Annotated in this window: 18 protein-coding genes; 15 read left to right on the top strand and 3 right to left on the bottom strand. The window is 67.0% G+C overall.

Going from position 1 to position 19,887, the window contains the following annotated elements:
- The first annotated feature begins 73 nt into the window (after positions 1-73).
- From ABZ827_RS17005 to ABZ827_RS16985, 5 genes are all read left to right on the top strand, one after another.
- The gene (locus tag ABZ827_RS17005; RefSeq protein WP_357237702.1) at positions 74-1,000 is read left to right on the top strand and encodes an ROK family protein; all 927 of its coding nucleotides are present in this window, start codon (positions 74-76) and stop codon (positions 998-1,000) included.
- A 151-nt stretch (positions 1,001-1,151) separates the two neighbouring features.
- Positions 1,152-1,889: a phosphoglyceromutase gene (locus tag ABZ827_RS17000; protein WP_357237701.1), complete on the top strand. Its 738-nt coding sequence runs from the start codon at positions 1,152-1,154 to the stop codon at positions 1,887-1,889.
- An 804-nt stretch (positions 1,890-2,693) separates the two neighbouring features.
- On the top strand, positions 2,694-4,745 hold the full coding sequence (locus ABZ827_RS16995; RefSeq protein ID WP_357237700.1) for a CocE/NonD family hydrolase: 2,052 nt from the start codon (positions 2,694-2,696) through the stop codon (positions 4,743-4,745).
- 225 nt (positions 4,746-4,970) lie between these two features.
- Positions 4,971-6,206 (top strand): ATP-binding protein, encoded by a 1,236-nt coding sequence (locus ABZ827_RS16990; protein ID WP_357237699.1) that lies wholly within the window; start codon positions 4,971-4,973, stop codon positions 6,204-6,206.
- Positions 6,203-6,892: a response regulator transcription factor gene (locus ABZ827_RS16985; protein ID WP_357237698.1), complete on the top strand. Its 690-nt coding sequence runs from the start codon at positions 6,203-6,205 to the stop codon at positions 6,890-6,892. The genes ABZ827_RS16990 and ABZ827_RS16985 overlap by 4 nt, the downstream gene beginning before the upstream one ends.
- A 165-nt stretch (positions 6,893-7,057) precedes the next feature.
- Here ABZ827_RS16985 and ABZ827_RS16980 read toward each other — a convergent pair whose 3' ends face one another.
- A complete protein-coding gene (locus tag ABZ827_RS16980; protein ID WP_357237697.1) occupies positions 7,058-7,348 on the bottom strand; it encodes a hypothetical protein in 291 nt (96 codons plus the stop codon).
- 327 nt (positions 7,349-7,675) lie between these two features.
- Positions 7,676-8,533 (bottom strand): hypothetical protein, encoded by an 858-nt coding sequence (locus ABZ827_RS16975; RefSeq protein ID WP_357237735.1) that lies wholly within the window; start codon positions 8,531-8,533, stop codon positions 7,676-7,678.
- A 128-nt stretch (positions 8,534-8,661) separates the two neighbouring features.
- On the opposite strand from ABZ827_RS16975, the gene ABZ827_RS16970 reads away from it, so the two are divergent.
- The 9 genes from ABZ827_RS16970 to ABZ827_RS16930 all read left to right on the top strand — a co-directional run bounded on the left by ABZ827_RS16970 (position 8,662) and on the right by ABZ827_RS16930 (position 18,299).
- Entirely contained in the window at positions 8,662-9,690 is a 1,029-nt protein-coding gene (locus ABZ827_RS16970; RefSeq protein ID WP_357237696.1) for a Ppx/GppA phosphatase family protein, read from the top strand.
- Positions 9,687-11,300: a hypothetical protein gene (locus ABZ827_RS16965; protein ID WP_357237695.1), complete on the top strand. Its 1,614-nt coding sequence runs from the start codon at positions 9,687-9,689 to the stop codon at positions 11,298-11,300. The genes ABZ827_RS16970 and ABZ827_RS16965 overlap by 4 nt, the downstream gene beginning before the upstream one ends.
- An 11-nt stretch (positions 11,301-11,311) precedes the next feature.
- Positions 11,312-12,211: a sugar phosphate isomerase/epimerase gene (locus ABZ827_RS16960; RefSeq protein ID WP_357237694.1), complete on the top strand. Its 900-nt coding sequence runs from the start codon at positions 11,312-11,314 to the stop codon at positions 12,209-12,211.
- Between the two features lie 505 nt (positions 12,212-12,716).
- A complete protein-coding gene (locus tag ABZ827_RS16955) occupies positions 12,717-13,619 on the top strand; it encodes a thioesterase family protein (RefSeq protein ID WP_357237693.1) in 903 nt (300 codons plus the stop codon).
- A gap of 888 nt (positions 13,620-14,507) precedes the next feature.
- Positions 14,508-15,326, top strand: a complete 819-nt coding sequence (gene proC / locus ABZ827_RS16950; RefSeq protein ID WP_357237692.1) for a pyrroline-5-carboxylate reductase — start codon at positions 14,508-14,510, stop codon at positions 15,324-15,326.
- A 163-nt stretch (positions 15,327-15,489) separates the two neighbouring features.
- The gene (locus ABZ827_RS16945) at positions 15,490-15,720 is read left to right on the top strand and encodes a helix-turn-helix domain-containing protein (RefSeq protein WP_357237691.1); all 231 of its coding nucleotides are present in this window, start codon (positions 15,490-15,492) and stop codon (positions 15,718-15,720) included.
- Between the two features lie 204 nt (positions 15,721-15,924).
- Positions 15,925-16,026, top strand: a complete 102-nt coding sequence (locus ABZ827_RS16940; protein WP_003402602.1) for an AURKAIP1/COX24 domain-containing protein — start codon at positions 15,925-15,927, stop codon at positions 16,024-16,026.
- Between the two features lie 189 nt (positions 16,027-16,215).
- Positions 16,216-17,289, top strand: a complete 1,074-nt coding sequence (locus ABZ827_RS16935) for an NAD-dependent epimerase/dehydratase family protein (protein WP_357237690.1) — start codon at positions 16,216-16,218, stop codon at positions 17,287-17,289.
- Positions 17,286-18,299 (top strand): lysophospholipid acyltransferase family protein, encoded by a 1,014-nt coding sequence (locus tag ABZ827_RS16930; protein WP_357237689.1) that lies wholly within the window; start codon positions 17,286-17,288, stop codon positions 18,297-18,299. The genes ABZ827_RS16935 and ABZ827_RS16930 overlap by 4 nt, the downstream gene beginning before the upstream one ends.
- A 101-nt stretch (positions 18,300-18,400) precedes the next feature.
- Here ABZ827_RS16930 and ABZ827_RS16925 read toward each other — a convergent pair whose 3' ends face one another.
- Positions 18,401-19,351, bottom strand: coding sequence for an HAD-IB family hydrolase (locus tag ABZ827_RS16925; protein ID WP_357237734.1), 951 nt, complete (start codon positions 19,349-19,351; stop codon positions 18,401-18,403).
- A gap of 183 nt (positions 19,352-19,534) precedes the next feature.
- On the opposite strand from ABZ827_RS16925, the gene ABZ827_RS16920 reads away from it, so the two are divergent.
- Positions 19,535-19,807, top strand: coding sequence for a glutaredoxin family protein (locus ABZ827_RS16920; RefSeq protein ID WP_357237688.1), 273 nt, complete (start codon positions 19,535-19,537; stop codon positions 19,805-19,807).
- The last annotated feature ends 80 nt before the right edge of the window (positions 19,808-19,887 follow it).

Here is a 19,887-nt window from a genome sequence, read left to right as displayed (position 1 = left end):
AGCCCCGGACCTCATCGGAACGGCCGAGATACAGGTGGGGGACAATCGGCGGATCTGATCATCAGGAGGTGCGGTGGCGATTCTGGCGCTGGATATCGGGGCGACCAAGTTCGCCGCGGGAGTGGTCGATGCCGCCGGCGCGGTGACCGCGGTTCGCCGGGCTCCGGTACCGGTCCGGGGAGTATGGGATGTCTGCCGGGAACTGCTGGTCTCGGTCGCGGACGGCGCCGCGGTGTCGGCGATCGGCATCGGATCGGCGGGCCCCGTGGATGAGCCGGCCGGGATCACGAAACCGCTGAATATTCCCGAATGGCGGGACGGGTTCCCGATCGTGGCGGCAGTGCGGGAGTTGTTCCCGGGCGCCGCTGTACGTTTCGCGATGGACGGTGCGTGCCTGGCTCTCGCGGAACAGCATTCGGGCGCCTTGCACGGTGTACGCAACGCACTGGCGATGACCGTATCGTCGGGGATCGGTGGCGGGATAATCGTCGACGGCCGAGTATCACTGGGGCGCACCGGTAATGCCGGGCATATCGGTCATATCGTGGTCCCGGGATGGGATGTGCGGTGTGCCTGCGGCGGTGTGGGCTGTGTCGAGGCGGTGGCGAGCGGAATGTCCTCGGCGCGCTGGGCGCGGGAGCAGGGCTGGCCGGGGGAGACCGGTGCCGAGCTGGCCCGGGCGGCCCGGGCCGGCGATCCGATCGCGGTATCGGCACTGGCGCGGGCCGGAACCGCGCTCGGTCAGGCGATCAGTTCCGCGGCGGCATTGCTGGATATCGACACTGTGGTGATCGGCGGAGGTTTCGCCCACTCCGGTGAACCGCTCTGGGGTCCGCTGCGGGTGGCGGTCGACCGGCATGCCGGACTCGGTTTCCTGCGAGGTCTGCGAGTGGAACTGTCCCGGCTCGACGAGGGGGCCACCCTGGTCGGGGCCGCGGTCCTCGCGTGCTCGGATACGGACCCGTTCGCAACCGCGACGAGCGGATTTCCGGAAGAGTGAGTTGTTCCCGGCCTACCCGCAATCGACGGTCCGTGGCCGGGTACCGGTGGTGCCGCCGAGCTACCGGCGGTGGCGACGGGCGGGCACATACGCCCGATGAGCGATCCGGGCCCACGCAAGACCGGGACCGGCCCATGGCAGGATGACCCGCATGACCTACACCCTCGTTTTGCTGCGCCACGGCGAGAGCGAATGGAACGCCCTGAACCTGTTCACCGGCTGGGTGGACGTGCATCTCACCGACAAGGGCGTCGCCGAGGGTAAACGGGCCGGTGAACTGCTGGCCGAGCACGACATCCTGCCCGATATCGTCTACACCTCGCTGCTGCGGCGCGCGATCTCGACCGCGAATATCGCGCTCGACGCGGCCGACCGGCACTGGATTCCGGTTATCCGGGATTGGCGGCTCAACGAGCGCCACTACGGTGCCCTGCAGGGTAAGAACAAGGCGCAGATCCGCGACGAATACGGCGAGGAACAGTTCATGCTGTGGCGCCGCAGCTACGACACCCCGCCGCCGCCGATCGAACTCGACGACGAATACAGCCAGGCAGGCGATCCGCGCTACGCCGATATCGAGGTCCCGCGCACCGAATGCCTGCTCGATGTGGTGAACCGGATGGTTCCCTACTGGGAGTCGACGATTTCCCGGGAGTTGCTCACCGGTAAGACGGTCCTGGTGGCCGCACACGGCAATTCCCTGCGCGCGCTGGTCAAACACCTCGACCAGATATCCGACGACGAGATCGCCGGACTGAACATTCCCACCGGTATCCCGCTGCGCTACGAACTGGACGAAGATCTGCGTCCGGTGCGGCCGCGTGAGTACCTGGACCCGGAAGCCGCCGCAGCCGGCGCTGCTGCTGTCGCCAACCAGGGTGGCCGGTAGCTGTATTTCTGGGGCGCCTCCGGTGGCGCGGGGGCGGGGCCTGTTAACGCTGCTTCCGAGGTAGACCATCGTGAAGGGGTACGAGGTAGACCATCGTGAAGGGGCGCGAGGTAGACCATCGTGAAGGGGCGCGAGGTAGACCATCGTGAAGGGGCGCGAGGTAGACCATCGTGAAGGGGTACGAGGTAGACCATCCGTGAAGGGGCGGGCTGTGTTATTGGAGACGCTCCGCGTCTCGAGGGCGGGGCCCTGTTAACCCGGTTCTTCACTCCCGCCGGGCGGTCGCTGCGCTCCCTTCCTCTGGTCGCTCCAGAACCGGGCGGGCCCCGCCCCGGAATGTGGAGCGAATCGATTTGTGTATGCGTGGGTTCGGGGGTGAAGCCCACCGCTACGAGCCCTCCCGCTTTCCGTTCCGAGGTTGACCAGCCTTTGCGGGCGGGGCCCGCCCCGCGTCTGCAGCGACAGAGCGAAGGAGCGCAGCGACTGAGCGCCGGAGTGAAGACGCGGGGTTAATAGGGCCCCGCCCTCGAGCCGCGGAGCGGCTCCAAAATTACAGCCCGCCCCTTCACGGATGGTTTACGCCGAGAGCGCGGTTGACAGGGTCACGATCCCGCGCCTCCCGGCGGCGGCGCCATTGACATTGTGAAGCGGCACGGTGGTCGGTGATTCTTCTTGTGGGGGAGTCCCAAAATTCTCGCCGAAGAACATAATTCGTCGAAATCCGCTCCGAGATTCTCATTACTCGCCAGTAACGCTGTGTATGCTCTCGATCGTCCGACCAGTTCGAGAGGTGGATCACGGCCGATGAAGATCGTGCTACGCGCCACGGTGGCGATCGCTGCCGCAGTACTGCTGGCGCCGATACTGGGTGGCGGTGCCGCGGCGGCACCGGTGGCTACGGGACCGGATGGGGGAGCGGCCGGCGCGCAGTGGGCGACGACGCACGACGGGCCGCAGCAATACCCGAATATCAACATCACTTGGGATGTGCCGATCACCATGAGTGACGGCACCGTGCTGAAGGCCAATGTGTACCGGCCCGCCGACGCCGCATCCCGGCCTGTCGACACCCGTACGCCCGTACTCGTGAATATGACCCCGTACACCAAATTGGCGACCAATCTGATCGACCACATGGGTTCCGTGCCCGGGATATCGGATGCCGCCACCCAGTTGGCCCGGGATATCGATATGACCGGGACCCCGCTGTCAGGGCTCACCGACCTCACCAAGGCGCTGGGCGGCGGTGCGATGCGGAACTTCGCCGTCGACCGGCAGCTGGTGAAGAGCGGCTACGTCCAGGTCGTCGTGGATGTCCGGGGTACCGGGTTCTCGCAGGGTGTATGGGACATGCTGCGGCAGCGCGAACAGCTCGACACCACCGAGGTGATCGATTGGGCTTCGCGCCAGTCGTGGTCCGACGGCAAGGTCGGGATGACCGGGATGTCGTATTCGGGTATCAACCAGTTGCAGGCCGCCGAACAGCATCCGCCCGCGCTGAAAGCCCTCTTCCCCGTGGTGCCGGGTAGTGATCTGGCCCAGGATGTGCTCATGCCCGGTGGCGGTTTCGGGTTCAATTTCATTCCGCTCTGGATGTCGCTGATCAACGCGACGAAATGGATGCCCGATGTGCAATCCATGGTCAACGGCACATTCGATCAGCGATGGCTGCACGACCGGCTCTCCTCGCCGTTCACCTATCTCGATGTGTTCCTGAACGCCTACACCACTCCGCGGGTCGAGGATCTGGATCCGCGATTGCAGGAGATGATCCGGGGGGACAGCCCGGATCGGCAGGCCTGGCTGGGTGACCCCGCGAAGATCGATGTGCCGACCTTCGTGACGGGTGGCTGGCACGATCTGTTCACCTACTCGGAATCGCAGATCTACAACCAGATATCGGTGCCGGCCGGGCAGAAGCAGCTGCTCATGGGCGATACATATCACATCAATTCCGGCAGTGAATCCGGTAAGCCGGGGCTGCCGCCGCGCCTGGACGTGCTGCAGCGCGCCTGGTTCGACAAGTGGCTCAAGGGCATCGACAACGGTATCGACCAGTACGGCCCGGTGACGCTGCGGCAGCAGGGCGGGGGCTGGGTCACCCACGACGGCTTCGGGGAGAGCGCTCCGCCCGATCAGCAGGCCGAGCACCGGCGGATGTATCTTTCCGCGGCGCCCAGCGGGACCGGCGGCCACAGTGTGCACGACGGATCGCTGACCACGGCGGCCGACAGCTCCGCGCGACTGACTGTCGCCCCGGGGCTCACCGGGGTGTGTTCGAACGATGCCGCGCAGGCGACCGCCGGGGTCATCGCGATCATCAACGCGTGCGGTGCGGACTCCCGGATCCACGAATCCAACGGGCTGACCTTCACCAGCGCACCGGTCGGCGAAGCGGTCGACGTCTCCGGGCCGATCGCGGTGCACCTGGAGACCGTGCACGATGCGGCCGACGGCTACTGGTCGGTGACAGTCAACGATGTGGCGCCCGACGGTCAGTCCCGGGTGCTGTCGTCGGGTCAGCTGATGGCCTCCCTGCGGGAGATCGACGAATCGCAGAGCAGCCGGTCGGCCAACGGCGACTACACCGATCCGCGTCCGTACGTCACGATCGAGAACCGGCGGCTCACCGTGCCCGGTGAGGTCACCACCCTCGATATCGCGGTTCCCGCGATCGAGGCGAGGCTGGAGCCGGGGCACCGGTTGCGGGTGGATGTCTACGCCGGGAATCCGCCGAAGGGAGTACCGCCGCTGCCGATGCTCATCGACACCGGACTGAAGCCGCAGCACGTGCAACTCGACCCGAACCGGCCGAGCTTCGTGAACGTGCCGGTCCGCGGAAACCCGGGTTGGTGAACCGACTCCGGCAGAAGAGTGGATCGAGCGAACCCCGTTGTGTCCCAGACACAACGGGGTTTGTTGGCGTCGAGGAGCCGAACACGCCCGGGGGCAATCCGAAACCCGGCCACTGCCGAACAATGCGTAAACGCCGGGCTAACACCGCCGGAATCGGCCGTGACCTGCACGAAACTTCACCGACCCCGGGTTTGTTTGCGCGTCGTCGACCGTACGATTCTTGATGTGAGCGTTCCCCAGGCCGTACTACTGGCAGTCCTGGCGGCTGTCGTCGGACTGGCCGTCGGCGCCCTGGTGATTCCCTATGTGAACGCCCGGACGGCGCAGCGCCGTCAGGCCGACTCCGGTCTCACCATGTCCCAGGTTCTCGACCTGATCGTCCTGGCCTCGGAAAGCGGTATCGCCGTCGTGGACGAGTACCGCGATGCCGTTCTGGTGAATCCGCGAGCCGAAGAGCTCGGGCTGGTGCGCAACCGGTTGCTCGACGAGCGCGCGTGGGCGGCGGTCGAGAAGGTGCTGGCGACCGGCGAATCGGCGGAATTCGATCTCACCGCGGAAAAGCCCACCCCCGGGCGCGGCCGGATCGCGGTCCGGGGTCTGGCCCGGCCGCTCTCGCCCGAAGAGACCAGTTTCACGGTCCTGTTCGCCGACGACGATTCCGAGCAGGCCCGGATGGAAGCCACCCGCCGCGATTTCGTCGCCAATGTGAGCCACGAGTTGAAGACACCGGTCGGGGCGATGAGCCTGCTGGCAGAGGCGCTGCTGGAATCGGCCGACGATCCCGAAGCGGTCCGGCATTTCGGCGAACGGGTACTGGCCGAATCCAGCCGCCTCGGGAAGATGGTCACCGAACTGATCGCGCTGTCGCGATTGCAGGGCGCGGAGAAACTGCCCGAACTCGAGGTCGTCGACGTCGATACGGTGGTCAATCAGGCCGTGGACCGGTCCCGGACAGCTGCCGAAGCCGCCGGAATCACGGTCAGTACCGACCGCCCCAGCGGGCTCGAGGTTCGCGGGGACGAAACGCTGCTCATCACCGCGCTGTCGAACCTGGTGGAGAACGCCATCGCCTACTCGCCGCGCGGCTCGCATGTCTCGGTCAGCCGGTCGGTCCGCGGCTCCTACGTCGCGATGGCCGTCACCGACCGCGGTATCGGTATCGCCAAAGATGATCAGGAACGCGTATTCGAACGTTTCTTCCGGTCCGATAAAGCGCGGTCCCGCGCCACCGGTGGCACCGGCCTCGGCCTGGCTATCGTGAAACATGTGGCCGCCAACCACAACGGTGAGATCACGCTGTGGAGCAAGCTCGGCACCGGCTCGACATTCACCCTGCGCATACCCGCGCACCAGGAGGCCGACGGTAACGGCGCCGCCGGTCTTTCCGCGTTGACGAAAAGAGAACCCAGCCCGCGGCCGACCGGCACGGGCCGAACGAATGGTGTGGAGGCACGCAGATGACGAGTGTGTTGATCGTCGAGGATGAGGAATCGCTGGCCGATCCGCTCGCCTTCTTGCTGCGCAAGGAAGGATTCGAGGTCACGATCGCCGGTGACGGGCCCTCGGCGCTCGCCGAGTTCGACCGCTCCGGGGCCGATATCGTCCTGCTGGATCTGATGCTGCCCGGGATGAGCGGTACCGATGTCTGCAAACAGCTGCGCACCCGCAGTGGGGTGCCGGTGATCATGGTCACCGCGCGGGACAGCGAGATCGACAAGGTGGTCGGGCTGGAACTGGGCGCCGACGACTACGTCACCAAACCGTATTCGGCGCGGGAACTGATCGCCCGGATCCGGGCGGTGCTGCGCCGCGGAGCCGGTGACGAGCTGGACTCCAGCAGCGAAAACGGCGTTCTGGAAGCCGGTCCGGTCCGGATGGACGTGGACCGGCACACGGTCCTGGTGAACGGTAGCCCGGTGACCCTGCCGCTGAAGGAGTTCGATCTGCTCGAATACCTGCTGCGCAATTCGGGCCGGGTCCTCACCCGCGGTCAGCTGATCGACCGGGTGTGGGGCGCGGACTATGTCGGCGATACGAAAACCCTCGATGTGCACGTCAAACGGCTGCGCTCGAAGATCGAATCCGATCCGGCCCGGCCGGAGCACTTGGTGACGGTGCGCGGCCTGGGATACAAGCTCGAAGCCTGAGCGAGTCAGGCCCGGAGGTGGCAGCGCAGTGTAACCACGTAGGGCCCTCGCTCGGGCTGGATGGGCAGAGCCTGAGCGAGTCAGGCCCGGAGGTGGCAGCGCAGCGTAACCACGTAGGGCCCTCGCTCGGGCTGGATGGGCAGAGCCTGAGCGAGTCGGGCCCGATCAGGGAAAGTAGACCCAGACCTCGCCGACCGGTGTATCGGTCCGGTGTAGGGGTGCCCAGCCCAAGCCGTCTTCCTGGCTGCAGTCGTAGAGCGCCACGGTGACCCCGTTACCGCGGCAGACGATGCTGCGCCGGGTCCCGTGCGGGCTGAGTACAAGTTGCTTACCCGAGTCCCGGGCCGCCAGCGCGTTGGGCGCGCCGAGCGCGATGAACTCGGCGGTGCGGTCGGAGAACTGATCCGGGTCCGCGGCGGGCTGCGCGATCGCGACTCCCGGCGCGGCCAGTGTCACGGCAATTGCGATCAGCGCTGTGCTTATCTGGCGCCGCCTCCGGCGGCGCGGGTTCGGGGCCCTCTTGGTCTCGAATCTTCCCTCCTGCGCTCGGCCACTGTGCTCCTTCGCTCCGTCAGTCCAGATCCGAGACGGGCTCCGAACCGCGGAGGTGCGCCGTTCGGAGAGGCACGGGACAGTCGGTCGCAGTGGCGGGCTGCTCTGCGCCGGGCGGGTGATGGTGGGCCGGTCTATCGCGTCGCCTCGGGGGCGCGGGATTTCGGGGACTGGTGGGCTCTTCACTTCTGCGCTCCTCCGCTCCAGACCCGAGACGGGCGGCGAACTGTGTTATCGCAGGTCGAGTCCCAGAATCCTATCGGGCCCGGGCGGATTTCCGTGCTGGCGCGCCCGGGCTTTGCGCTGGGCTCGCGTCGTCGCGGGATGTTCGGCGGCGTTCGGCGTACCCTCTCGGCGGAGTAGCTGCCGTTCGAGTTCCTGGTAGGCGGGTTCGCCCAGTAACTCGATGAGTTCGGCGCGGTAGGACTGCCAGACCGGGCGCTCCCCGATATGCGCGTCGGGCGACCCGGAGCAGTACCAGTCGAGGTCGATACCGCCGGGGCCCCAGCCGCGACGGTCGTACTCGGTGATCATCGTCCGCAGGATCTCGACGCCGTCCGGCCGGGTGATCCACTCCTGGGTCCGGCGTATCGGGAGCTGCCAGCACACATCGGGTTTGACCGTATGCGGTTCCACACCCCGGTGCTCGGCCATGATGTGCAGTGCGCATCCGGAGCCGCCCGGGAAATCCGGCCGGTTGTGGAATATGCACGCACCGTCGACCCGGCGGGTACGAACCGCGGGTTCGCCGTCCAGTTCGTCGGTTTCCAGGTAGCCCTTACGGGTGATCTTGCCTTCTTTGTCGCGCGCCTCGTCCATCGACTGCCATTCCTGTGGGGTGAGCAGTTTGACCGCCTTGCGCAGGCGTTTGCGATCGTCGTCGTCGGAGAGGAACGCGCCGTGTGTGCAGCATCCGGCGTCGGGTTGTTCGGACAGGATCCCCTGACAGGCCGGAGTACCGAAAACGCAGGTCCAATGGGAAGTCAGCCAGGTGAGGTCCGCGGCGATCAGATGTTCGTCGTCGGCGGGATCGACGAACTCCAGCCACTCTCGAGGGAAGTCGAGCGGCACCTCCCGGCTCGGCCGCATCTTCGGCATCGGAAGATCGGTCGGAGCGGGGAGGGAGTCGTTCGTGGCTGCGCCAGACGTCACAACCCCTAACGCTAACACCACTACCAGGTCGATCGCTGTTCAGGTGGACCAAGTACCGTGTTCGTGTGCGTCTAGGTGTCCTCGATGTCGGCAGCAACACCGTTCACCTACTGGTGGTGGACGCACACAGGGGTGGTCATCCCATGCCGATGAGCTCCACCAAGGAGTCGTTGCGGCTGTCCGAGAGCATGGACGACGCCGGCCGGATCACGGCCGAGGGCGCGCAGAAACTCGTCGATACGGTGGCCGATCTCGCGAACCTGGCCGCGACCTCCGGCTGCGCGGAACTTATGGCGTTCGCTACCTCGGCGGTGCGCGAAGCGACCAATTCCGACGAGGTGCTGGCCCGCGTACGCGCGGAGACCGGAGTGGATCTGCGGGTGCTGGCCGGGGCGGACGAGGCGCGGCTGACCTTCCTGGCCGTCCGGCGCTGGTACGGCTGGAGCGCCGGCCGGATCGTCAATCTGGATATCGGCGGTGGTTCGCTGGAGGTGAGCAGCGGCGTCGACGAGGAACCCGATGTCGCGCTGTCGCTGCAGTTGGGTGCGGGCCGGTTGACCCGCAAATGGCTGCCCGAGGACCCGCCCAGCAAGCGACGTATCGGCATCCTGCGCGATTGGCTGTCCGCCGAACTGGTGGCTCCGGCCAAACAGTTGTCCGACGCCGGAAAACCTGATCTCGCGGTGGCCACCTCCAAGACCTTCCGGTCACTGGCCCGGCTGACCGGGGCCGCCCCCTCGGGCGCCGGCCCGCGGGTACGGCGGACGTTGACGAGTTCGGGACTGCGGCAGCTGATCGCGTTCATCTCCCGGATGACGGCGGCCGACCGCGCGGAACTGGAAGGGGTCAGCGCCGATCGGTCCCAGCAATTGGTGGCAGGTGCGCTCGTCGCGGAGGCCGCGATGCGCGCGCTATCCCTGGATACGCTGGAAATTTGTCCATGGGCGCTGCGCGAAGGGCTGATTCTGCGCAAACTGGATACCGATATGAATGGTGGACCACTGACAACGAATGCTCCGAACGCGGCGACCGCTAACGGTTCGGCGACGGGTAGCAGCGCGTCGGCGGGCTCGGTCGAAACGGTGCCTTCATGAGCAGGAATTCCAATCAGCTGTCTGTGGCCGAACTTCTGGCCCGCAACGGCCAGGAACCGGCATCCAGCGGTGGCGGGCGTAGACGGCGCGGCGGGCGCGGGGTTTCGGTATCCGAACTGACCGGTGATCTACCGGTCGTCGACGGTGGCTCCGCGCACGCCGCTCCTGAGGACACCGAGGAGCCGGCCGACGCATCCGATGGGTATCGACCCGGCCCCGCCGAGAACGGCTACGGCCCGCAAGCCTATGCGGGCGAACAGTTTCCGGAGCCGGGCGAGCCGAGCCACTCACCGATGTCCGGGCCGATCACGGTGTACAACCCGCTGGCCCCGTACCAGTCCGATACGCCCGCGGACGGCCCGCCCGCGCGGCTGGGTGATCCGGAATCCCCGTCGCGGGGTGGCCGGCGCCGACGACCCGATCCGGACGACGAAATCGCGGTCGACGACTACCCGGCCCCCGATCCGGCGGCGTGGAGCCCGGACGGTCAACCCTGGGAGACCGGGCCGCCGTCACCCGGCGGCGGCCGGGCCGCACGCAGACGCGCGGCCGAAGCTGCCGAAGCCGCGGCCGCGGCGGAAGCGGCCCCACCGGAGGCACCCACCGGGTACCTGCCGGAGGCGTCCGGGGGGTACGCGCCCGAAGCGCCCAGGGATTACGGCCTGCCGCCGGAAAGGAACGGATTCGATCCGTTCCCTGCTCCGGCGCCGCCCGGGCCGCCGGAATTCGGAGGGCCCGATATGGGCCCGCCCTGGCCGAATGCGGACGGCGGGCCGTCCCCATCGGGCCCACCGGCGCCCGCTACCGAGGCGTGGCACGCACCTCCCGCGGATTCGCGACCCAAATTGGAGCGCCGCCGGCGCGGCGCCCGTCCGCTGCCCGATCCGGCGCCCTGGCCCGACCCACCGCAGCCGCCCGGCGAAGTAGCGAACGCGAATCAGGCCACTGTCGTGTGGCAACTGGCGGATCAGAATCAGCTGCCGCGCTCCGGCCCGCTCGGCGCCGCCCCGCCGGCCGACCCGGGCTTCGCCGAGCCCGGCCCGCCACCCGCGGATTACGATGCCGACAAGGGTTTCCGTAATACCGATATGTATGAGACGGATGTCTACGGCCCCATGCTGCCGGCGCCGCCGCCCATACCGGGTGAGTACGGGCCCGAAACGGGCGACTTCGAACCGGATTCCGATTTCTATGCCGTCCCCGAGGACGAGCCCGCCGCCGAGCCCCGTAAACGCGGTAGCCGTTCGGCGCTCACCGGCCGGTTCGGCGCCGCGACAGGGAAACTCGCCGCGACCCGTTCCCGGGTCGGCGCCGCCGGTCGCAAGCGGGACGACGAGGAGGTATCGGACCCGCGCAGGCAATGGATCATTCTGGGTGCCCAGAGCGCCGGTGCGGCCGTTGCCGGCATGCTGATGTTCAAGGGATTCGAGATGCTGTGGGAGATGCAGCCACTGGTTGCCCTCGCACTGGCCGTCGTGGTGATCCTCGGACTCGTGGCATTGGTGCGGATCCTGCGCCGCACCGACGATATTCTCAGTACCGTGATCGCTGTGGTCGTCGGTGTGTTCGTCACACTGGGACCGTTGGCATTTCTACTCAGTACGGGCTGAACGAGGCAGCGATGGCAGGCAATTCCCCCGCGGCCGGTTCGCGGGACGGCGGGCGGTCCCGGGGGATCAAGGTCGGTCTCTCCACGGCCTCGGTCTATCCGCAGAACACCGAGGCGGCCTTCCGCTATGCGGCCGAACTGGGTTACGACGGCATCGAATTGATGGTGTGGGCCGAGCCGGCCAGCCAGAACATCGACACTGTGCGTGGTTACGCGCGCAAGTATTCGATACCCGTGCTCGCGGTACACGCCCCGTGCCTGCTGATCTCGCAGCGGGTCTGGGGTGCGGATCCGATCGCGAAACTGGCCCGCAGTGTGCGCAGCGCCGAAATTCTCGGCGCCGACACCGTTGTAGTGCATCCACCGTTCCGATGGCAGCGCCGGTACGCCGAGGGATTCGCCGAACAAGTATCGGAACTGGAGCGGCAGAGCTCGGTATCCGTGGCTGTCGAGAACATGTTCCCCATGCGCGCCGACCGGTTGTTCGGCCGCCGGGCCGGCGATATCCGGCGCCTGGAGCGCCGCGGCGGCCCGGGCCTGTCGCTGACCGCGTTCAGCCCCACCTACGACCCCACCGATACCGGTTTCCAGCACTACACCCTCGACCTCTCGCACACCGCCACCGCGGGCACCGACCCGCTGACTCTGGCCGAACGTATGGGCGCCGGCCTGATACACCTGCACTTGGCCGACGGCCGAGGTGCCGCGCACGACGAACACCTGGTCCCCGGCGAAGGCACCCAGCCGTGTGCGGAGGTCTGCGCCGCACTGGTCGGCAACGGTTTCGCCGGGCACGCGGTCGCGGAGATCAACACCCAGGAAGCCCGCACCACCATTGCCCGCGCGGAGATGCTGACCCGTACCCTGGATTTCGCCCGCACCCACCTGAACCCGGCGGTCACGGTGTGTTGACGACGTCACGGCCTGCGAGGGTCCCGGAAGAACCTTCTGCCCGCCCTCCACAGACAACCCGTAGGCTGGCCCTCCAGGAAAACCCGGCACCACCCCGGTACCGAGCCCCGAGAACCTTTTGGAGGTCCTGGCGTATCCAACCGAACGTGCCCCGCGGCGCCGCCGAGTTCTACGCTGCCCTCAGCGGCCCCATGACCCCGATCGAACGCACCCAGCGACACCGCCTCGTCTCACGAGGCCCTCGCAGGTCTCACAACCCCGGTCGAACGCACCAAAGCGACGCCGCCGATTTGCAACGAGGCCCTTGGAGGTCTCATAACCCCGATCCAACGTGCCCAGCGGCGGTGCCGAGTCTTACGAGGCCCTTGGCGGTTTTGGCCCGGCCCTGCTTGCAGCACTCGAAGCGCATGCGGCGCAGCCACGAGTCTCGACTGCTGAAAGCAGGGCCCAAAGGGGGCCGAAACCCGCGACGCCGCAGGCGGTGCCAGAAAACACAGGAGTACCGATGACAACGGAGACGGAGCTGGGCGCCGGTATCGACCTGGCGCAGTCGGAGGCGCCGTTCAGCCGTGTCTGTGCTCTGACCGAACTGGCCGCGGACGAACCGGGTGCCGGACGATACCGCGGGGTCATCGACGATATCTGGACCATCGGGCCGAAGGTGCACGGCGGAACGATCGTCGCCGGGTCGGCCGCGGCCGCGACCCGCTGGTTGCGCACTGTGGAACCGGACCGGGCCGCAATGGCGCCGCTGTCCGGCAGCACCGATTTCCTGGGGGCGCCGGAGCCCGGTGAGGTCCTTTACGAGGTGTCCATCCGCAAAGTGGGCCGGCAGATCTGTCTGGTGGATGTGATGCTGATCCAGCGGAAGCGCCCGCTGGTGCGTACCGCGTTCACGTTCGGTCACCTGGACGGCCCGGACCGGGTTCCGCTGCACGCCCCCGCACTCACCGACCTTCCGGTCGAGCCTGGCGCGGACGCCATCGGATACGAACCTGGTTCGTCGATGGGCCGGATCGTGCACGTGGCTCGCGGTATGGACGCATTCCTCGACCGCGAATGGGCGCCCTTCATCGATAACGAGTACGGCGAGCCCCGTTTGCGCATGTGGCTGCGCCCGCGGCCGAAGGACCAGGCCGATCCGGAGGTCGCGTCGTACATCGCCATGATGGCCGCGGACATGTGCCCCCCGGTACCTACCAACCTGGGCTATTTCGGCTGGTCCCCGACCGTCCAGATGACCACCTACCTACGCCGCCGCCCCGCCCCCGGCTGGTTGCGCATCATCGCCACCACACACGAGGTCGGCGGCGGAATGTTCGATTCGGACCAGATCGTCGTCGACTCCACCGGCGCCCTGGTGGCCCAGAGCCGCCAGCTCGCCCTCCTCCCGTCCCCCAAGCGCTAGACCCCGCCTCGATCCGCTCACCCGCCCCCGCCTTCTTCAGCGGTCCCCAGCCGGCCCAACCCCCGAACCCGGCATCATCACCGAACTCGCCGCCTGAGCACGTTCGAACTCGGAATGCCCAGAACTTCCGCGGACTCCGCGCCATCACCGCCCCCGCCGCCGCCCCCGGCGCGTTTGTTCCCTACCGCCCATCTGTCCGCATGCGACCCACCCCGTTTCTCCGCATGCGGCCGGTCGGCCTTGGTGGTTCGGGGCCCGTCTCGTTCTGGAGCGACCAGAGGGAGGGAGCGCAGCGACCGACCGTCGGGAGTGAAGAACGAGACCAAGGGGGCCCCGAACCCTGCGACGCCGGAGGCGGCGCCAAAAACACAGCACCTTCACGGACTGCCCCGCTTCCCACCTTCGCGGTCCAGCTCCCCAAAAACACACCCCACCCCACGGTGAGTGAGCCACCTTGGCGCAAATCCGCGCCCCACCTCTCCGAACCTGCCCACCCACCCGAACTCCGCCGCCCCGGGCGCATTTGATCCACCTACCGCCCGTCTATCCACCCCTGCCCACCTCGTTTCCCGCATGCGGTCGGTCCGCCTTGGTGGTTCGGGGCCCGTCTCGTTCTGGAGCGACCAGAGCGAAGGAGCGCAGCGACTGAGCGTCGGGAGTGAAGAACGAGACCAAGGGGGCCCCGAACCCTGCGACGCCGGAGGCGGCGCCAAAAACACAGCACCTTCACGAACTGCCTCTGCTTGCCACCTCCGGTCCACCCCACCCAGACCTTCCAAGGCCCGCTGGTCTCGCCGTCGCCCCGGGGCGTTTGATCCCCTACCGCCCGTGTGTCCGCATGCGACACCCGCCTCGTTTCCCCGCATGCGCGCAATCGACAATGTCCTCATGACACGAATTGCGGTTATCGGCGGGGGCCGGATCGGGGAAGCCTTGATCGCCGGCCTTCTGGAGGCGGGTCGGGCCGTCAAAGACCTGGTTGTCGTCGAAACTCATACCGATCGGGCGGAACTGCTCGCCGGCCGGTTCGGCGTGCGGGTGACCGATACGGTCGCCGATGCGGCCGTGGGCGCCGATCTGTTGGTGGTCGCGGTGAAACCGGTTGATATCGATGCGGTGCTCACCGAGCTGGGTAAAGCGGACCTCGACGGTGATCGGGATCAGATCCTGGTGTCGTTGGCGGCCGGCGTCCCGACCGCCCGGCTGGAGAGCAAACTGCCCGCGGGCTTCCCCGTGGTGCGGGTTATGCCGAACACCCCCATGCTCGTCGGTGAGGGAATGAGTGTGCTCGCGGCGGGCCGGTACGCGAAACGAGAGCAGCTCGACCTCGTGACCGAGCTGCTGAGCTCGGTGGGCCAGGTGTGTGTGGTGCCCGAAACGCAGATGGACGCCGTGACCGCGGTATCCGGTTCGGGACCTGCCTACTTCTTCCTCGTGGTCGAGGCGATGGTCGAGGCGGGCGTCGGGCTCGGGTTGACCCGGGATGTCGCCACGCAGCTCGTCACCCAGACCATGCTCGGTTCCGCGGCCATGCTTGCGGAGTCGGGGCAGAGCGCGGTGGATCTGCGGGCGGCGGTCACTTCGCCGGCCGGGACGACAGCGGCGGCTCTGCGTGAGCTCGAGCGGTCGGGGCTGCGTTCGGCCTTCATGGAAGCCCTGCACGCGGCGAAGCAGCGCTCCGTGGAACAGGGCGCGTCCTCAGAATGACCGGACGACTCCCAGCGTATGAACCTGTTTTCTCACTCCCGTCGCAGTAATCCCACTGGTCCCGCTAAGCTTCAAGGAGCACGTGCGTGTCTGTTCCGCCGGTGGGGAAGCCGGCGGCGCGGACGTGCCGGAGGTCAGTGGTGCGATGATGTCTTCTAACAAGATGTCCGCTAGTGGCGGCGGTGGTTCGTCACCCGGACAATCGATACTCGGTGGCGGTACGCAATTTCTCACCGTCGCCGAGGTGGCAAATCTGATGCGAGTATCGAAGATGACGGTGTACCGGCTGGTGCACTCGGGAGAGCTACCGGCGGTCCGCGTCGGGAGATCGTTCCGGGTGCACGCCAAGGCGGTGCACGAATATCTCGAGACGTCCTACTTCGACGCCGGGTGAAGGCGGTTACCGGCCCCGTTCGGCGGGCCGGTAACATCAACGCTCGCTGTGTTGGATCGGCGGCTCTCGACCTGCCCGCGGGCGGTCGTGTCCGGCCGCCGCCTCCAGGGCTGAGTGTTCAGCCGCGAGCAACCGGGCCAACGACCGGACAGATGACGTAAGCGAGCGCGTGAACGCGCCGAGGAGAGAACGCGAGGACACCCTATGGGTTCTGTGATCAAGAAGCGCCGCAAGCGCATGTCGAAGAAGAAGCACCGCAAGCTGCTTCGTCGTACCCGCGTGCAGCGGCGCAAACTCGGCAAGTAAGCGCGAGCGCGCCTCGTATTCAGGAAAACCCGCTACCATTCGGTGGCGGGTTTTTCGTTGCGTTTCGGTCTATTGAAGTTGGGGTTAGGTCCTCGTTAATGACGGCGGGGGCCGCGGTTTCGGTCGCTAGTCTGGTACATGGAACATTCAGCGGGGGTCCGATGCTCGAGGTGGGACGGTCCGGTGCAGGTGGACGCTGACACGAACGGCAGATACAAACCGAAGGTTGTGCTGGTTACCGGTGCCAGCCGTTACTTCGGTGGAAATGTCGTGTGCAGGCTGGTCGACGATCCCGATATCGAACGGATTGTCGCAGTCGATGTACTGACCCCCAGCCCGCCGCTGCGCCGCCGGATGGGTCGCGCCGAATTCGTGCGCGCCGATATTCGGAATCCGCTGATTCGTAAAGTCATCGAACGTCACCGAGTCGATACCGTGGTACATACCGCGATTTTGTCGCAACCGCCGTCCGGGGGCGGCCGGGCGGCGATGAAAGATATGAACGTCCTCGGGGCGATGCAGTTGTTCGCGGTCTGCCAGAAATCATCGACTGTGCGCCGGGTGGTGTTGCGTTCGAGTTCCGGGGTATACGGCGGCAGTGCGAAGGATCCAGCGAAGTTCACCGAAGAAATGAGCGCGCGCACGCCGCCGGGCGGCTGGTTCGCCCGGGACATGATCGAGGTCGAAGGTTTCGCGCGCGGCCTGGCCCGGCGCCGCCCGGATATCAATGCCATAACATTGCGGCTGGCGCCGATAATCGGCCCCGGCCTGGGCGGGCGCGCCGCGCAGCTGCTGCGTTCGCCGATCACTCCCACCGTGCTCGGCCGGGATGCGCGGATGCAGTTCCTGCACGAAGAAGACGCGGTCGCCGCATTGGTGCACGCCACCGGGGCAGGGCCGGGCGGGACGTACAACGTCGCCGGAGACGGTGCCCTCTCCCTCTCTCAGGCGGTACGCCGTGCGGGCCGGGTCGCGATGCCGGTACCGTGGTCAGTGTTCCGAACCGTCGGCCGGTCCCTGATGGGTCCGGTGATGCGCGATTTCAGCTCCGAACAGCTCGACTATTTCCTTTTCGGTTGTGGTCTGGACACGACGCGTATGCGCGCCGAACTCGAATTCGAGCCGCGCTGGACGACGGTACAGGCGTTCGACGACTTCACCGGGGGCGCAGCGTTGCGGCCCGTAGTCGATCCAGCGTGGATCGACGCCGCAGAAAACAAACTGCTCGGCCTGCTGAGGGTCGGTACGGGAGCACATACATGAACGACGTCGCCAAAGTTATTCGGCTGCAAGATCTTTCCACCGTGCCGCGGCCACGGCCCCCGGCACGGGGCTGGACCGGTTCCGCGGAAAGGGCGGTCACCTCGTTGACCGATCGGCTGACTCCGCCCACTCCACCGGCGCCGCGTTCCCTCGGCGATCTGATGCGCGACGCCGTCGGCAAACAGATCGGGCGCACCGCCGAGTTCGCCCGCCGCCGTCTCACCGGCGATTACCAGGTCGACGAATTCGGCTTCGACGAGCACCTCCTCGAATCGGTGCTGCTACCCGCCATGCGACCGCTCGCCGAGAACTGGTTCCGCGTCCAGGTGAACGGTATGGAAAACATCCCGGAGGCCGGTGGTGCGCTGATCGTGGCCAACCATGCCGGCACCGTCCCGCTGGACGGGCTCATGCTGCAACTCGCGGTCCACGATCATCACCCCAAACAGCGGGCGCTACGCCTGCTGGCGGCCGATCTGGTCTTCGAGATGCCGATGGTGGGCTCGCTCGCCCGTAAAGCCGGGCACACTCTGGCCTGCCGGCCCGACGCCGAACGCCTGCTGCGTTCGGGTGAGATCACCGGGGTCTTCCCGGAGGGCTTCAAAGGGGTCGGCAAACAGTACGCCGACCGCTACAAACTCCAGCGCTTCGGCCGCGGCGGATTCGTGGCGGCCGCCGTGCGCACGGGGGTGCCGATCATCCCGTGCTCGATCGTCGGATCGGAGGAGATCTATCCGAAACTCGCCGATCTCAAGCCGCTGGCCCGGCTGCTGGGCCTGCCCTACTTCCCGGTGACCCCGACCTTCCCGCATCTCGGCCCGCTCGGCGCGATCCCGCTCCCCTCGAAGTGGTACATCGAATTCGGTACTCCGATCACGACCACCGACTACGAGTCCGAGGATGCGGACGACCCGATGCTCATGTTCGAGGTGACCGATCAGGTCCGCGAGACCATCCAGCAGACTCTGTACAAACTACTGATCAGGCGCCGCAACACCTTCATGGGATGAATTCTCGCCGACCGGCGCCGCAATTCGGCGCGTCGAACCGCGATGGTGACGAACGGGGCTGAACGCGGTCCTGTGCGGTCCGGGCCGGTCGGCGTGTGGGCTCAGTGGTTGCGGCGGCGGGTAACCGCCGCCGCGACCGCGCCGCCGGCCGCGCCCAGCGCCAGGGCGGTGGGGACACCGATTTTCGCGGCCTTGCGGCCGGTGCGGAAATCGCGGATCTCCCAGCCCCGGGCCTTGGCGACTTCGCGCAGGTCGGAATCCGGGTTGATGGCGACCGCGGTGCCGGTGAGAGAGAGCATCGGCACATCGTTGTGGCTGTCGGAGTAGGCGGTGCAGCGTTTGAGATTGAGTCCCTCACGAATGGCCAGCGCGCGGACCGCGTGCGCTTTACCGAGGCCGTGCAGAATATCGCCGACCAGGCGGCCGGTGAAATTTCCGTCGACACTTTCGGCGACGGTGCCGAGGGCGCCCGTCAAGCCGAGTCGTTTGGCGATCACCTGGGCGAGTTCGACCGGGGTCGCGGTGACCAGCCAGACCTGCTGGCCGGCGTCCAGGTGCATCTGCGCCAGCGCGCGTGTTCCGGGCCAGATCTTGTCGGCGATGATCTCGTCGTAGATTTCTTCACCGAGGGCCGCCAATTCGGCCGTGGAACGGCCGGCGATGAATTCCAGGGCCTTCTCTTTACCGGTGGCCATATCGGTGCTGTTCTCTTTGCCCGTGATCCGGAACTTCACCTGTTTCCAGGCGATATCCATCAGGTCGGCGCTGCGGAAGTATTTTCGGGCCGCCAGGCCGCGGGCGAAATGCACGATCGAAGCGCCCTGCACCATGGTGTTGTCCACGTCGAAGAACGCCGCGGCGGTGAGGTCGCGCGGCACCTCGGGGGTCCCGGTCTCGGCGCCACCGGCCCGTTCGGCATCCTGTAGGGCCAATGCGGCGTCGGCGCTCGCTTCACCGGCGACGTTGGCGCGTACCTCCTCCTCGCTGGGCCCGAACGGGCTGCGCGATATGCGCGCCAGCTGCTCGGAGAGGCCCTGTCCGAGCGGTCCCAGATTCCAGCGGACCGGAAGTTCCCCGAACCGGCCCGCGATGAACCCGGATTTCCCCACCTTCGATCGTTCCGGCACCAGCACCTCCGCCTGTTCGCGCGAATCACGTCCACACTAACCGGACGGGCGCTCCTGGACGCACCGCAGTGGCACGTAGCGTTCGGCGGGGCGGGTTGAATATCAGTTATGACCAACCCGACGACTCATGAAGTGACACTGCTTACTCGGGCCGGCTGCGCGCTGTGCGACCAGGCCCTGGAGCAGCTGCGGACCATATGCGCGGAATTCGATCTCGCGCCCGGCGTTGTGGACGTGGATATCGCGGCCGCCACCGAGCCTGCCCTGCGCGCGGAATACGGCGACCGGCTCCCCGTCGTCCTGCTCGACGGCCGGGAGCACAGCTATTTCGATGTCGACGAGACGCGTTTGCGCGGCGACCTCGGCCGCCCCCGGGCCTGACTCGCTCATGTGGAATTGCGGCCGGTGATCGTACAAGGCCGGGCCGCGACACAAAATGAGGCGAATTTCACCGACTTTGT

This window comes from Nocardia sp. NPDC019395, assembly GCF_040632335.1.
In the GTDB taxonomy this organism is placed as follows: domain Bacteria; phylum Actinomycetota; class Actinomycetes; order Mycobacteriales; family Mycobacteriaceae; genus Nocardia.
The sequence above is the reverse complement of the archived record's forward strand: the minus strand, read 5'-3'. Positions and strand labels throughout refer to the sequence as shown.